Here is a 14431-nt window from a genome sequence, read left to right as displayed (position 1 = left end):
GGTGGTCATGAGAGCGTGGGTAGTGGCCCCCGAAGGGGTCGGTTAAGTAGAACGAAATCCAGATGGGGAAATCCCAGCTGGTGGGCCCGAAAGCCCTTCGCCTGACTCAATGTAACAGACCATTGCGGGATGTATGAACTCATTAAGGTTTGCTGCGGGTTGGCAGCGGGGCCGGGGCAGGGAGCCGCTCCGGACGCGCTGGAGCCGTGAGGCCATGGAGCAGGTGTTGCCTTCGCGACATTTGCAGGGCAATCGGTACCGACGGACACCAGTCGCGCTTAAGGTTTTCTTCAGACCTTTCGAGATGGTGAACCCATGGTCCTGATCTGCTGGGATCTGGGCGGTAACCGCTCAACAGAAACCCTTCCTGTCAATCAGGTGCGCCGGCGCCGCCTCCAGCTGGAGAGCCTCGGTGCCGTTATTTATTGGAGCGAGCGCCTGGTCAACGCCTGAAAGCGCTGCTAAGTGTTCGGAGTCCCCATTCGAGCCGCCACGGCGATGCCCCTGCGTTCACGCGCCACAAGACCGCTTCTCGCCGGAGGCCTGGCTGTGCTTGCACTGGGTCTGGCCGGTTGCCCCAGCACCCCGACCAAAGAGAGCCAGCGGTTGCAGCAACTGGAGCAGCGCCTCCAGCAGATTGAGCAGCGCCTGGCCAGTCCGGCGCGCCCCGATCCAGCTGACCCCGCCGGCAAGCCCCCCGCTGGAGTGGTCAAATCACTCACCTTCCGCATGGGCAGCCAGGACGATCGCCTGAGGATCTACTGGGCCGATGGCAGTTCCACGGACCTGCCCTGCACTCAGGAGCAGGGCACCTGGGCCTGTGGCTGATCTGGACACAGGGCACCCCAGAGCCGCACACAGCTGATCCATCGTCAGAGTCATGCGTCCACTCCTCGCTCTCTCGGCCTGCCTGGCACTGCTGGCGGCCAGGCCAACCCTGGCCCAGGACAGCTACGAGCTGTTCCCATTCACCCGCCAGCGGGCCACCAATGTGGCTCGCATGCATGCCGAGCGTCTCAATGGCGGCCTGAGCGTTTACAGGCCGGATGGCTGCATGTACAACCGAGGCGGCGGCGACTGCCTGGTCAAGGGCGACGCCGGGGGCTACATCTTCCGCTTCCTGGGGGGACCTCCCGGCTGGCAGGTCCTGGGGCTGGCACCCACATCCGAGAGCGAGATCGAAGTCTCAGCCGATGGCCGCTCCGTGGTGAGGGTCATCTACAACGGAGCCCCTCGCTCTGCTGACCTGCCTCCCCAGCCACTTCCCCGGCAGTTGCCAGCAACTCCTGAGCCTGGGTTCGACAACGCTGACCCTGGCGCACCTGCCCTCTGAATCCAGGCGTCTCAAAGCGAGGCAGCGAGCAGTCCGGCCGCAAGCTGCTGCAGGCTCTCCACCCAGGAGTCCTGGCAAGGCCAGCGCTCCCGTCGGGTGAGGCTGAGGGCAATGCCCTTTTCGCCGTAGGCCGCCTCGTTGATGAACACCGGCCAGAGCGGCTCAGGGTCGCTGGGCTCGTAGCGAAGGGTTTCACCGCCCGCTGTGATGAACAGGGGATCGCCAGGACGGATCATCTGCCAGTCGCGATGCTGGCGCAGGGGATGCAGGCAGGCGGCCGGGCGGCCATCGTCGTGGCGCGGTAGATCAAGGCTGCCCTGGTGGAGGTGCACGCTGAGGCCCCGAGGCAGGACCAGATTTCCCCGCCGGGCGGAGGCCAGCACCGCCAGGGCGGCCTCCAGAGCCAGCTGGGTCTGATGGCAGACGGTGGCATTGACCACCCCCTGGGGCACCGGGCCCACCTCGATCACCAGGCCGCAGGCCCAGCGCTCCAGCAGAAACCCCTGCTGGCTGGCATCGGCCTCGTGCAGGTAGATCGGCAGACCCAGCAACCCCTGGATCCCTGCCGCCAGGGCCAGGTCCGCGGGCCGCCGCCCATAAACCACCAGGGAGTTGCCCATGGCGGCGGTGGTGCTGTGCAGGTCGAGCACCAGGGCGCAGGGCTGCGATCCGGCCGGTCCGTGCAGGGCCAGCAACTCCCGGGCCCGCTGCACCTCCCGATCCGCCGGACCGTGGCCCTCCAGCAGAGCGCTGGTGAAAGAACGGTTCAAGTCGCGATCGAGGTAGCGCCGTCCTGCCGCGAGGGCGCCTGGATTGCCGATCACCAGCTGCAGAGCCAGTCCGGAGGCCCCAAGGGCGGCAGGATGGGCCAGCCAGTGCTCCAGCAACCAGGGAGCATTGCGCTCATTGCCGTGGGTGCCGGCCACCACCAGAACCTCTGCCGCGCCCATCGCCACCCTCCTGCGGATCGGATCGGCGCTCAGCCTGGCGCAGCGTCTGGCCGCCGCGGGCCAGAGTTGTGACCTGCGCCGGAGACTGTCATGGCCGTACCCCCCCTGCTGGTGGCCAGCGTGCGCGCTGCCTGGCGCTGCCAGTGGCAGCAGCTGATGAAGGGTCTGGGACCAGCGGACGCCGCCGGCCACTACCGGCGGCCTGAGAGCGCCTTCGCCGCCACCCCGGAGCTGCCTGCCAGCGCGGCCTCCAGGGGCGTCCATGGGCTGATCGTGGGGCGCAGCTGCCCCTGGGCCCACCGGGCCTGGCTGGTGTGGAGCCTGCGCCAGCTCGCCGGCAGCCTGGAGCTGGTGGTGGCGGAGCCCGATCCCAGGGCGGGCCGCTGGCGCTTCGACACTCCCTACGAGGGGGCCAGCGCCCTGGTGGAGCTCTACCGACGCAGCGGCGGCGACCCGAAGGCCCGGGCCACCGTGCCCGCCCTCTACGACCGTCCCGGCCGCCGGATCCTGGTGAACGAGAGCGCCCGCGTGATCGAACTGCTCAACCGCTGGCCCGCGCCAGAGGGGGCACCGAATCTCCTTCCCGAGGGCCAGCTGGAGGCGATCAGCCACTGGCGGCAGCGGTTTCAGAACACGGTCAACGATGGGGTCTACCGCTGCGGGTTCGCCCGCAACCAGGCCGCTTACGACCGCGCTGAAGCCGAACTGTTCGCGAGCCTCGAGGCCGCGGAGGCCGCCCTGCAGCAGCAGGGGCCGTGGCTGTGCGGCGAGCGGTTGAGCCTGGCGGATGTGGTCCTCTTCCCCACCCTGATCCGCCTGGAGCTGGTCTATGCGCCCCTGTTCGGCTGCAGCCGGCGCCCGCTCTGGAGTTTTCCGGCCCTGATGGCCTGGCGTGCCCGCCTCCATGCCCTCCCCGGGGTGGCAGCCACCTGCTTTCCAGACTCCTGGCGCAATGACTACTTCGGCGCCCTCTTTCCCCTGCACCCCTCAGGGATCGTTCCGGCGGGGGCGGATCTGGCCACACTGGTGGCAGGCCCAGCTCCCGAGCGACCCCAGCCATGACCGATCGATCACAACCCGAGGGCAGCCCCAGCGATCCGGTGTTCGAGGGGGTCTACGGACCGTTCACGATCACGGACCTGGATCGCCGCGAGGTGCTCGGCTACCGCCTGGCCCTGCTGGGGGTGGCACTGGCCCAGGCGGGCCTGCTGCTGCAGTGGGCCAACTGGGGCAGCCAGGGGCTCTGGCCCTGGCTGGTGCTGATGGCCGTGGGCCTGGGGCTGGCCTTGCGCTGGATTCACATCTACCTGCGCCCGCTGCACCGGGCCCTGCAGCTGTTCTGGCTGCTGGGCTGTGCCGGTGGGGTGGCCCTGGCGCTGCTGGTGGGCCAGGGCGCCATGCTCGACACCCTGGCGGCCGACTCCCGCTGGATCTGGGCAGTGGGACCCTTCTTCGCCGCCCTGGCGGGGGTGGGTTTCAAGGAATTCTTCTGCTTCCAGCGGCCCGAAGCCGTGGGGGTGACCCTGCTGCTGCCGGTGGCGCTGCTGGGCCGCCTGGTGGGCCTACTCGATGAGCGCACCACCTTCACCCTGCTGGCCATCGAAGCGGCGTTGCTGCTGATCCTGACCCTGCGCAAATTCCCGATGCAGGCGGCCGCCGATGTGGGCGATAAAAGTGTCTTTGCTTACCTGGAGAGTCAGAGACCTCCCTCACAAGCGTGACCCTGATCAGCCTGGTGGGGGTCAGCAAGGACTTCGGCCTTCGCACCCTCTTTGAAGATCTCGACCTGCACCTGCAGGAGCACGACCGCCTGGGGCTGATCGGCCCCAATGGCGCCGGAAAATCCACCCTGCTGCGCCTGCTGGCGGGCCTGGAGCCCCCCGGAGAAGGGGAGCGGCGCTGCTCCGGACGGCTGAAGGTGGTGATGGTGGCCCAGGAGCCAGAACTCGATCCCGAGCGCACCGTGCTGGAGCAGGTGTTCGAGGACAGCGGCGAGAAGATGGCGCTGCTGCGCCGCTTCACCGAAGTGAGCCAGGGCCTGGCCGACGACCCCAGCAACCAGGCCCTGCTCGGGGAGCTCAGCGACCTGCAGGAGCGCATGGACCAGGCCAACGCCTGGAGCCTGGAGCAACAGTGCCATGAGGTGCTGGAGCGTCTGGGCATCAGCGATGTGCACCGGCGGGTGGGCGACCTCTCCGGCGGCTTCCGCAAACGGCTGGCCCTGGCCGCGGCCCTGGTGGCCGAACCCGATGTGCTCCTGCTCGATGAACCCACCAACCACCTCGACGCTCTCTGCATCGAATGGCTGCAGGGGCAACTGGAGCGCTTCCCCGGCGCCCTGGTGCTGATCACCCACGACCGCTATGTGCTCGACCGGGTGGCCAGGCGCATCGTTGAGGTGGACCGGGGCGTGGCGCGCAACTACCCCGGCAACTACGCCGCCTACCTGCAGACCAAGGCCGACGAGGAGGCGATCGAAGCGGCCAGCGCCGCCAAATTCAAGGGCGCCCTGCGGCGGGAGCTGGAGTGGCTGCGCCGTGGTCCCCAGGCCCGCAGCACCAAACAGAAGGCCCGGATCCAGCGGATCGAGGCCATGCAGGAGGCCCCGAAACGTCAGAGCAAGGGCCAACTCAGCCTGGCCACCGCCCACCGCCGCCTGGGCAAGAAAGCGATCACGGCCGAGCACCTCAGCGTCTGGGCTGAACCCAGCGGCGGTCCCGCCGCCGCTGACGGGACCTCAGCGTCCGGGCCGGCCCTGCTGCGCGATTTCAGCTACGACTTCAGCCCCGAGGACCGGGTGGGGATCATCGGCCCCAACGGGTCGGGAAAATCCACCCTGCTCGATCTGATCGCCGGCCGCCGCCAGCCCCAGCAGGGGAGCCTGGAGCTGGGCAGCACGGTGCGGCTGGCCTACTTCGATCAGCAGGCCGAAGGGCTCTCCAGCGGCCGGGGAATGGAGCGCAAACTGCTCGATTACGTGCAGGAGGAGGCCAGTCGCATCGAAGTGGATGGGGCGTCGGTCAGTGCCTCCCAGCTGCTGGAGCGGTTCCTGTTCCCCCCCGCCCAGCAGCACAGCCCGATCGGGCGACTCTCCGGCGGTGAGCGACGGCGGCTCTACCTCTGCCGGCTGCTGATCAGCGCCCCCAACGTGCTGCTGCTGGATGAGCCCACCAACGATCTCGATGTGCACACCCTCACGGTGCTCGAAGACTTCCTGGAGGATTTCCGCGGCTGTGTGGTGGTGGTCTCCCACGACCGCTACTTCCTCGATCGCACCGTCGATCGGCTGTTCTGCTTTGAAGACGGAGAGCTCAAACGTCATGAAGGCAACTACAGCGCCTACCTGGAGCGGGTGGCCGCGGGCGCCGGAGCGGGCACGGCCACGACAGCAGCGCCAGCACCAGCAGCCCGGATGCCGGCAGCCAAGGGCCCGCCGACCCAGACCCCAGCAGCCCCAGCGCCCAGGCGGCGCAGTTTCAAGCAAAACCGGGAGCTGGAGGAACTGGAGCGGTCGCTGCCGGAGTGGGAGGCGCGGCGGGCGCAGCTGGAGCAGAAGCTGGCAGGCGGTGCCGGCGGTGACTACGCCCGCCTCGAGGGCCTCACCCACGACCTGGCTGCCCTGCTGGAGCGCATCGAGCACGCTGAGGAACGCTGGCTGGAGCTCAGTGAGCTGGTCGCTTGATCAGCGCCGGATCACATTGCCCCCAGGGCGCTGAAGGAGCCCCGTATGGTGGTTGTGAACAGCTCCGGTAGCCGAAGGCCGGCCTTCCTATGACTTCCATCGACGAGCACATCCGCAAGGATCAGATCGAGATCGAAACGGCCAAGGCCGTCGGCAACGAGGCGAAGGTGCGCCATCTCGAAGACGAGCTCAAGTCCCTTGAGGAATACAAATCGCATCACCCTGAAGACGATCGCGATCCCAATGCCCTCGAGGTCTACTGCGATCTCAATCCCGAAGCCCCCGAGTGCCGGGTCTACGACGACTGATCAGATCTGACCAACGGCTGGCCTGATGGCCACGTCCCCCCGATTGGGGGGTTTTTTCATGGCCTCATCTGAACCCTGTCCTGGGCCGTTGACATTCACTGGATCCCCAGTTCCTTCCAGACCTCGGCCAGCAGCAGGTCGAGGCCTGAGTTGGTGGCCGCCGAGATCAGCAGCACCTCACCACCCCAGAGGGCAGCCAGGGCGTCGCGGGCAGCCTCCAGCTGATCGGGCAGCAGCAGCTCACTTTTGTTGAGGGCCAGGATTCTGGGGCGCTGATCGAGGCCATGGCCGTAGGCCACCAGCTCCTGTTCCACCACCGCCAGGTCCTGGGTGACATCGGCGCTGGAGGCATCCACCAGGTGCACCAGCAGGCGGGTGCGCTCGATGTGGCGCAGGAAGTCGTGGCCGAGGCCGGCCCCCTGGGCCGCGCCGGCGATCAGGCCGGGGATATCGGCGAAGACGGTGCCATCGCCACTGGGGCGGCGCACCACCCCCAGGTTGGGCACCAGGGTGGTGAAGGGGTAATCGGCAATCTTGGGCTTGGCGGCGGAGAGCACGCTGATCAGAGTGCTCTTGCCGGCGTTGGGCAGGCCGATGATGCCCACCTCCGCCAGCAGCTTCAGCTCCAGCTGCAGCTGGCGTTCCTCGCCGTCTTTGCCCTCGGTGAATTTCTCAGGCGCCCGGTTGCGGTTGCTGAGGTAGTGGGCATTGCCGAGGCCACCACGGCCCCCGGCCGCCACCCGCAGCCGGTCCCCCGGTTCGGTGAGGTCACCGAGCAGCACCTCGCTCTCCTGCAGACGCACCTCGGTGCCGCAGGGCACCCGGATCACCAGGTCGTCGCCACCGGCGCCACTGCGCCTGTTGGGCCCGCCGCGGCGTCCTTCCGGAGCCTCGAACAGCCGCCTGTATTTGAAGTCGAGCAGGGTCTGCAGGTTCGGGTCGGCCTCGAGCCAGACGGTGCCGCCATGGCCGCCATCCCCGCCGGAGGGACCACCGGCAGGCACGTACTTTTCACGGCGGAAGGCAACAATGCCATCTCCGCCGCGGCCACCCTGGACCGCGATGCGGGCTTGATCAATGAACTGCAAGGGAAGACCGCAGGGACTGGGCCAGATGGGGCCTCAACCCTAGGATCGGCCCGTCGGAGGGCTGATCTTGGCTGAGGTGCGCTTCCAGAAGGTCTGCAAGACCTTCCCCCCCCGGCGGGGGGGTGCGCCGGTGGAGGTGCTGCGGCAGCTGGATCTGACCGTGCACGACGGTGAATTCCTTGTGCTGGTGGGGCCTTCGGGCTGCGGCAAGAGCACCCTGCTGCGCATTCTGGCGGGCCTCGAAACCCCCAGCAGCGGCGAGATCCGGGTGGGGGAGCGCGCCGTGAGCGGGCTGCGGCCGGCCCAGCGCGATGTGGCGATGGTGTTCCAGAGCTACGCCCTCTACCCCCACCTGAGCGTGGCCGACAACATCGGTTTCGGGCTGCGGCGCAGCCGCAGCAGAAGCAGCCTCCAGGAACTGCAGGACGGACTGCACCGCTTCACACGGCGCCTGCCCGCCGGACTGCGGGTCCCCTCCGAGCGGGAGCGCCGGATCGAGGCGAGGATCAAGGCGGTGGCGGAACAACTGGAGCTCACCCCCCTGCTCGATCGCCTGCCCAAGGAGCTCTCCGGCGGCCAGAAGCAGCGGGTGGCCCTGGGCCGGGCCATTGCCCGTGAGCCAAAGGTTTTTCTGATGGATGAACCGCTCAGCAACCTCGACGCCAAGCTGCGCACCGGCACCCGGGCCCAGATCGTGGCGCTGCAGCGGCAGCTGGGCATCACCACCCTCTATGTCACCCACGACCAGGTGGAGGCGATGACCATGGGCCACCGCATCGCCGTGCTCAACCAGGGACGCCTGCAGCAGCTGGGAACGCCGATGGAGCTCTACGAGCACCCCACCAACCTGTTCGTGGCCCAGTTCATCGGCAGCCCGCCCATGAACCTGCTGCCGGTGGAGCAGGCCGGCGCCGATCAGATTCAGCTGGCCGGCCGACGCTTTCTGGTGGAAGGGGAGATGGCCCAGGCCCTCGAAGCCCGCGCCGCCGCCGGGGGCCGTGCTGATGGCAGCGTCAGCCTCACGGCCGGGCTGCGGGCGGAGCATTTCAAGCTGGCGCCCGCCACCAACCGCAACCTGACGGCAGAGATCACCCACCTCGAAGCCCTCGGCAACGAAGTGCTGATCAGTTGCCGCCTGATCGAGGGCAGCCATCTGATTCAGGTGCGCACCGACCCGGGCCAGCGCCTGGAGACCGGGCAGACGATTCACCTGGAGATCGATCCCAGGGGATGGCGCTTCTTTGAAGCCAACGGCGAGGCCCTGCCCAGGCCCGAGCCCAGTGGCGCCAGGGGTCACCAGGAGGAGATGGAGGTGGTGCTGCCGGAGTTGAGCTGAAGCCCTGCCCGTGGCTGCCGATCATTTCGGCCAAATCACGCTGCAGCCCTGGCCGCCGTCGCCGCGCTCGGCATCACTGACCCGCTCCACCCAGGGCACGCTGGCCAGCCACTGACGCAGACCGCGCTTGAGCTTGCCGGTGCCGATGCCGTGGATCACCCAGAGCGGTCCATTGGCGTTGCGCAGCTGCTCCTCCACAGCGGCTTCCGCCTCATGCACCCGCATCCCGCGCACATCGACGGTGTTGCGCTCGCTGCGCACCTGGGGGCCTGAACCCCCCAGGTGGCGCCCGCTGGCGCGCACCTCGACCACAGGCTGAGCGGCCTCAGGCGGAACGGGCTTCTCCCCCTGCAGGCTCTCGATGCCGGAAAGCTCCACCTGCAGCCGCAGCACACCACAGCGCACGCTCAGTTCACGGCCATCGGCGCTGATCTCCAGCACCTGGGCCGCCTTGCCCAGGGAGAGCAGGCGAATGCGCTCCCCCACCACCGGCCGCCAGCCGCTGGGGCTCCGGCGCTGGGGCTGGGGCGAATGCTCCACCTGGAGCTGCTTGAGGCGGACACCCGCCTGGCGGGCCCGCTCCCCATCGCCGCCGCCCTGGCGCAGGCGGCGGATGATGCGGCGCACCTCCTGCTGCCCGTCGCGGATCGAGTGCTCCAGGGCCTGGCGCCGCTGCTCCTGCAGTTCCACCGACTGCTCCTGCTGCTGCTGCCAGCGCTGCAGCAGTTCCTCATGCAGCAGTTCAGTGCGCGCCAGCAGGGCCGCCGCCTCCTCGGCTGCCTCCTGCTGACGACGGCGCTGATCTTCGAGGCCGCGGATCACCTGATTCAGTTCCCCCTCGCCTCTGGGCGCCAGCAGGCCATTGGCCTCGGCGATCACCCCAGGATCCAGCCCCAGGCGGCTGGCGATCGCCAGGGCGTTGCTGCGGCCGGGGATGCCCCACTGCAGGTGGTAGGTGGGGGAGAGGCTGTCGCTGTCGAAGGCCACCGAGGCGTTCTCGAAGCGGCTGTCGGCGTACTTGAGCGCCTTGAGCTCGCCGAAGTGGGTGGTGGCGATGGTGAGCCGGGCCCGCTCCGCCAGATGGCGCAGCAGGGCGATGGCCAGGGCCGTGCCCTCGGTGGGATCGGTGCCGGCGCCCACCTCGTCGAGCAGCACCAGGGTGGCGCCAGCGGCCGGGGGGGCCTCGAGGGCTTCAAGGATGCGGGCAATGCGGCGCACATGGCCGCTGAAGGTGGAGAGGTTCTGCTGCAGCGACTGCTCATCACCGATGTCAGCCAGCACCAGGGAGCACCAGGGCAGGCGGGGGGTGCCCGAGCAGGGCAGGAACAGTCCGGCCCGGGCCATCAGGGCCGCCAGACCCACGCTCTTGAGGGTCACGGTCTTGCCGCCGGTGTTGGGGCCGGTGATCGCCACCACCCGCAACTCCGCCCCCACCGACACCGTGACGGGCACCACCGGGGCCTCGCCGCCGCGGCGCTCCTGCCAGAGCAGCAGCGGATGGCGCAGGTCCCGCAGCAGAAGCGGCGCCTGGGGGTCGGCGGAGAGCTCCGGCCGCACGGCCCCCAGCCACTGGCCATAGCGGGCCCTGGCCAGGGCCCCGTCGAGGGCCACCAGCACCCGATGCAGCTCCTCCAGGGCTGGCGCCTCCTCGGCCACCAGGGCACTGAGGCCGGCGAGCACCTTCCACTCCTCCTGGCGCTCCCGCCCCTCCAGTTCGCGGATCTGGTTGCCGAGGCCAATCACGGCCTTGGGCTCGATGAACACGGTGCTGCCCGAGGCGGAGCTGTCGTGCACCAGGCCCGGCAGCTGGGAAGCGGCCGTCACCTTCACCGCCAGCACCGGGCGGCCGTTGCGCTCGGCGACGACACTGTCCTGCAGCAGGCCTCCTTGGCGGCGCATCAACTCCTGAAGGCGATCGCGGCGCTGCTGGCGCAGGCCAGCCAGCTGCTGGCGCACCCCCGCCAGCTCAGGGCTGGCACGGTCCGCCACCCGGCCTCCCTCCTCCAGGCAGAAGCGCAGGCGCTGCTCCAGCTCCGGCAGGGTACGCAGCTCGGCCATCAGCTGGCTGCAGACGGGGCGCAGTTCCGGGGCCTCGATCTGCCGGCGCAGGCGGCGGGCCACCGCCTGGGTGGAGGCCACCGCCAGCAGGTCCTCGCCGCCGGCAGTGCCCCCCTTGGCGCAGTGGAGCAAGGTGCCAGTGAGATCGGCGGCCCCCTGGAAACTGAGCCCGCCCTCGATCAGGCCATCGAGGCCCAGCAGCTCGCTGGTTTCCGCCAGCAGGCGCAAGCTCTCGGCGCGGTCGGCGGCCAGGGGCAGGGCCCGGCAGTGGGCCGTGCCGGCCGTGGTGCTGGCGAAGCTGGCCAGGTGCTGACCGAGCCGCTGCCACTCGAGCAGCTCCAGGGCTTCAGCGGCGATCGCCGTCAGGGCGGAGGGGCTCAAACCGGCTCCGGCCCTCCAGCGGCCCGGGCCCGGGCCTGGAGCGGAATCACCGCCGCTCCGGTGTTGGAGGCGATGCCGGTGGGGGGCTCGTAGAGCATCTCCAGCCAGTTGCCCTCGGGATCCTGCAGGTAAAAGGAAGCGGTGCCATCACGGTGGTCATGGACGGGCCCGACCCGGTGGCCGCTGGCCTCCAGCTGGGCATGGACCCGATCCACACCGGCGCGGTCCTCGAAGTGAAAGGCGAAGTGGGGGCCCGCCTGGCGGTAGCTGGGGGCCAGCAGGGCGATGCCATCGCCGGAGTCGGGCGACTGGAGGTAGGTCCAGTCCTCGGCCTCCCAGGTGACCCTCAGACCGAGGGCCTCATAGAAGGCCTTGGCCCGGTCCATGTCCTGAACTCGCACGGCCACATGGCCCAGTCGCTGCACGGCCATCGCCGTTCCCTGTCGTTGGCGCCATTGTGATCGGCGGATGGGCCCAGGTGCCGCCGCACCGGCATCAGCCCTCCCGCAGCCAGCGGGCGGCCTCGCAGGCGTGGTAGGTGAGGATCAGATCAGCCCCGGCCCGCTTGAAGCAGAGCAGGGTTTCCAGTACCACCGCCCGCTCATCGATCCAGCCCCGCTCGGCGGCCGCCTTGACCATGGCGTATTCACCACTGACGTTGTAGGCGGCGATCGGCAGTTCGGTTTCGCCGCGTAGGCGGTGAATGATGTCGAGGTAGGCCAGACCGGGCTTGACCATCAGAATGTCGGCACCTTCCTGCTCATCCAGCAGGGCTTCGGTGAGGGCCTCGCGGCCATTGGCCGGATCCATCTGATAAGTGCTCTTGTCTTTGGGGATGGGCTTGCTGGAGTCGGTGCGAGGGGCGGAATCGAGGGCTTCGCGGAAGGGGCCGTAGTAAGCGGAGGCGTACTTGGCGGTGTAACTGATGATCCCCACATGCTCGAACCCCTCCTCATCGAGGGCTTCGCGGATGGCGCCCACGCGACCGTCCATCATGTCGCTGGGGCCGATCAGATCAGCGCCGGCCCTGGCCTGGGCCACGGCCTGGCGGCAGAGGATCGCCACAGTCTCGTCGTTGAGCACCACCCCGTCGGTGCTGACGATGCCGTCATGGCCATCGCAGGAGTAGGGATCAAGGGCCACATCGGTCATGATCGCCATGCCGGGATGGTCCTGCTTGAGCCGCCGGATCGCTCGAGGAATCAGGCCACCTTCGTTGAAGCATTCAGCCCCGTCTTCGGTCTTGAGGCCATCGGCCACCTTCGGGAAGAGCACCACACAGCGGATGCCGAGATCCCAGGCACGGCCCACCTCCTCCACCAGCCCTTCCAGGCTCCAGCGGAAGGCCCCGGGCATGGCGCCGATCGGCTCGTTGCTGGCGCCTTCATGAACGAACAGCGGCAGGATGAAATCCGCCGGACTCAGCTGAAACTCGCGCACCATGGCCCTCAGCGCCGGTGTGCGGCGCAGACGCCGCGGACGGTAGGACAGCTCCATGCAATCGAATCACCTGAAACCATCCTAGAGCCCAGGCTTCCGCCTCCCATGGGCCATCGCATGGGGTCGGCAATCTTCCCAGGGAAGTGATCGAGCGTCGCCAAAGATTAACCAAACCAGAACAATCTGGAATGGTGAGAATTCAGAGGATGGTATTCAGATCGTGGCGATCAGAGCTGGGCCGCCCGCATCCACTCATGGCGGGGGTCAAGGCTGCGGGCCTCGCGCAATTTCTCCAGCAGCTGACGCTCGTTGTCGCTGAAGCTCTCGGGCAGCTTGAGGCTGAGGCTGAGCAGCAGATCACCACGGCCTTCCTTGGTGGGCCAGCCCTTGCCCTTGAGCCGCAGGCTGCGACCCAGGGCCACACCCGCCGGCACCTGCACGGTGGCTTCGCCATCGGGGGTGGCCACCCTCACCTCACCGCCGAGGGCCAGCTCATCGAGGCTGAGGGGCAGGTCGGCACTGAGCTGATCGCCATCCAGGCGCCAGATCGGATGATTCTGGAGTTGAAGGTTGAGGTAGAGATCGCCGCGGCGACCGGTGCCGGGCTGCAGGTTGCCCTTGCCCTTGAGCCGCAGACGGCTGCCACTGCGCACCCCCGCTGGGATGCGCACCTGCACCCGCTCCTCATTGACAGCCAGGGTGCGCTCACAGCCGCGGAAGGCTTCGGCGAAGCTGAGGCTGATGGTGGCTTCCGCATCCAGGTTAAGAGTGCCGCCGCGACCCGTCGCCGGTCCGCCGAAACCACTGGGGAAGCCGCCGGGGAAACCACCGGAGAATCCGAAGCCGCCGGGGCCCGCCCCGAAACCGGAACTGGCCTGGGGACCACCGAAGCGGCCGAGCAGGTCGTTGATGAATTCGTCGAAGTTGCCGTAGCGGCCGAAATCCACATCGAAGCCCGGAGCTGCAGCAGCCCCGGCCTGGCTCCAGTACTGACCGAACTGCTCGTAGCGCTGGCGTTTGTCGGGATCGGAGAGCACCTCATAGGCCTCACTGATCTCCTTGAATTTGGCCTCGGCGGTGGCATCACCGGGGTTCACGTCCGGGTGGTACTGACGGGCCAACTTGCGGAACGAGCGCTTGACCGCATCGGCATCCGCGCTGCGCTCGACGCCCAGCACCTTGAAGTAGTCGCGGTAGCCGTTGGCACTCATCGAGGCAATCTCACTGGTTAACGCGGTGGACACATCAGGGACCCAGTGTCCCAGCCAAAGGCTCCAAGGGGTGGTCCCAGAAAGGGCGGAAGCCCGAACGCACCCCTAGCCTCTGCAGCACCTGAGTCTGGGAATTCCATGCCCATCGCCACCTCCCGCCACCGGCGAGCCACCCGGCTGCTGTCCCTGGCGCTGATGGGCCTGAGCCTGGTGCTGGTGGGGGCCGCCGGCAGCAGCCGCCAGCCAGCCCTGGCCCGCGGCGGCAATGCAGCGGGCAGCACCAGCGGCAGCCTCGGGGAAGCGGTGAGCCCCTCGACGGCGGAGCAGAAGGCGCTGGTGGAGCATCTGCGCAGCCGCGGGGCCATCTTCTACGGCGCCTGGTGGTGCCCCCACTGCTTCCACCAGAAGAACCTGTTTGGTACCGAAGCGGGCCGGCGTCTCCCCTATGTGGAATGCGACAAGGAGCAGGCCGGGCGGGAACGCTGCCAGGCGGCCAAGATCCGCGCCTTCCCCACCTGGGATCTCGATGGTGAGCGCCGGGAGGGCCTGTTGACCATTGAGGAACTGGCGATCTGGAGTGGCTTCAAAACGAAAGCCACCGCTGGCAGCAGCAGCCGCTGAAGCGATGGCACGCTGACAACCGC

15 protein-coding genes are annotated in these 14431 nt (G+C 68.5%); 9 read left to right on the top strand and 6 right to left on the bottom strand.

Going from position 1 to position 14431, the window contains the following annotated elements:
• Nucleotides 1-315 precede the first annotated feature (315 nt).
• Genes KQ304_RS06105 through KQ304_RS06095 form a run of 3 tightly spaced genes read left to right on the top strand, consistent with a single transcriptional unit; the run spans nucleotide 316 to nucleotide 1333 of the window.
• The gene (locus KQ304_RS06105; RefSeq protein WP_259736223.1) at nucleotides 316-453 is read left to right on the top strand and encodes a hypothetical protein; all 138 of its coding nucleotides are present in this window, start codon (nucleotides 316-318) and stop codon (nucleotides 451-453) included.
• Between the two features lie 45 nt (nucleotides 454-498).
• Entirely contained in the window at nucleotides 499-828 is a 330-nt protein-coding gene (locus KQ304_RS06100) for a hypothetical protein (protein ID WP_259736222.1), read from the top strand.
• Nucleotides 829-880: 52 nt separating this feature from the next.
• A complete protein-coding gene (locus KQ304_RS06095) occupies nucleotides 881-1333 on the top strand; it encodes a hypothetical protein (protein ID WP_259736221.1) in 453 nt (150 codons plus the stop codon).
• Nucleotides 1334-1344: 11 nt separating this feature from the next.
• Here the strand turns inward: KQ304_RS06095 and KQ304_RS06090 are convergent, their stop codons facing one another.
• A complete protein-coding gene (locus KQ304_RS06090; protein ID WP_259736220.1) occupies nucleotides 1345-2283 on the bottom strand; it encodes an aspartoacylase in 939 nt (312 codons plus the stop codon).
• 90 nt (nucleotides 2284-2373) lie between these two features.
• Here KQ304_RS06090 and KQ304_RS06085 point away from each other — a divergent pair, with 90 nt between their 5' ends.
• The 4 genes from KQ304_RS06085 to KQ304_RS06070 all read left to right on the top strand — a co-directional run bounded on the left by KQ304_RS06085 (nucleotide 2374) and on the right by KQ304_RS06070 (nucleotide 6273).
• Complete coding sequence (locus KQ304_RS06085) at nucleotides 2374-3345, top strand: glutathione S-transferase C-terminal domain-containing protein (RefSeq protein WP_259736219.1); 972 nt, start codon at nucleotides 2374-2376, stop codon at nucleotides 3343-3345.
• On the top strand, nucleotides 3342-4004 hold the full coding sequence (locus KQ304_RS06080; RefSeq protein WP_259736218.1) for a DUF2301 domain-containing membrane protein: 663 nt from the start codon (nucleotides 3342-3344) through the stop codon (nucleotides 4002-4004). The genes KQ304_RS06085 and KQ304_RS06080 overlap by 4 nt, the downstream gene beginning before the upstream one ends.
• Nucleotides 4001-5965 (top strand): ribosomal protection-like ABC-F family protein, encoded by a 1965-nt coding sequence (gene abc-f, locus KQ304_RS06075; RefSeq protein ID WP_259736217.1) that lies wholly within the window; start codon nucleotides 4001-4003, stop codon nucleotides 5963-5965. Before KQ304_RS06080 ends, abc-f begins: the two co-directional genes overlap by 4 nt.
• Before the next feature lie 89 nt (nucleotides 5966-6054).
• Complete coding sequence (locus tag KQ304_RS06070) at nucleotides 6055-6273, top strand: Calvin cycle protein CP12 (RefSeq protein WP_259736216.1); 219 nt, start codon at nucleotides 6055-6057, stop codon at nucleotides 6271-6273.
• A gap of 95 nt (nucleotides 6274-6368) precedes the next feature.
• Here KQ304_RS06070 and cgtA read toward each other — a convergent pair whose 3' ends face one another.
• Nucleotides 6369-7361, bottom strand: a complete 993-nt coding sequence (gene cgtA, locus KQ304_RS06065) for an Obg family GTPase CgtA (protein ID WP_259736215.1) — start codon at nucleotides 7359-7361, stop codon at nucleotides 6369-6371.
• A 67-nt stretch (nucleotides 7362-7428) separates the two neighbouring features.
• Between cgtA and KQ304_RS06060 the strand changes: the two genes are divergently transcribed.
• On the top strand, nucleotides 7429-8697 hold the full coding sequence (locus KQ304_RS06060) for an ABC transporter ATP-binding protein (protein WP_259736214.1): 1269 nt from the start codon (nucleotides 7429-7431) through the stop codon (nucleotides 8695-8697).
• A 21-nt stretch (nucleotides 8698-8718) separates the two neighbouring features.
• Here the strand turns inward: KQ304_RS06060 and KQ304_RS06055 are convergent, their stop codons facing one another.
• From KQ304_RS06055 to KQ304_RS06040, 4 genes are all read right to left on the bottom strand, one after another.
• Nucleotides 8719-11136 (bottom strand): endonuclease MutS2, encoded by a 2418-nt coding sequence (locus KQ304_RS06055; RefSeq protein ID WP_259736213.1) that lies wholly within the window; start codon nucleotides 11134-11136, stop codon nucleotides 8719-8721.
• A complete protein-coding gene (locus tag KQ304_RS06050; protein ID WP_259736212.1) occupies nucleotides 11133-11567 on the bottom strand; it encodes a VOC family protein in 435 nt (144 codons plus the stop codon). Before KQ304_RS06050 ends, KQ304_RS06055 begins: the two co-directional genes overlap by 4 nt.
• 64 nt (nucleotides 11568-11631) lie before the next feature.
• The gene (gene hemB, locus KQ304_RS06045; protein ID WP_259736211.1) at nucleotides 11632-12633 is read right to left on the bottom strand and encodes a porphobilinogen synthase; all 1002 of its coding nucleotides are present in this window, start codon (nucleotides 12631-12633) and stop codon (nucleotides 11632-11634) included.
• A 170-nt stretch (nucleotides 12634-12803) separates the two neighbouring features.
• On the bottom strand, nucleotides 12804-13787 hold the full coding sequence (locus KQ304_RS06040; RefSeq protein ID WP_259736210.1) for a J domain-containing protein: 984 nt from the start codon (nucleotides 13785-13787) through the stop codon (nucleotides 12804-12806).
• A gap of 138 nt (nucleotides 13788-13925) precedes the next feature.
• Here KQ304_RS06040 and KQ304_RS06035 point away from each other — a divergent pair, with 138 nt between their 5' ends.
• Complete coding sequence (locus tag KQ304_RS06035; protein ID WP_259736209.1) at nucleotides 13926-14408, top strand: hypothetical protein; 483 nt, start codon at nucleotides 13926-13928, stop codon at nucleotides 14406-14408.
• The last annotated feature ends 23 nt before the right edge of the window (nucleotides 14409-14431 follow it).

The organism is Synechococcus sp. CS-1329, from assembly GCF_025128055.1.
Classification (GTDB): Bacteria; Cyanobacteriota; Cyanobacteriia; order PCC-6307; family Cyanobiaceae; genus Regnicoccus_A.
Note: the sequence above shows the minus strand (reverse complement) of the source record. Positions and strands in the feature narration are given on the sequence as shown.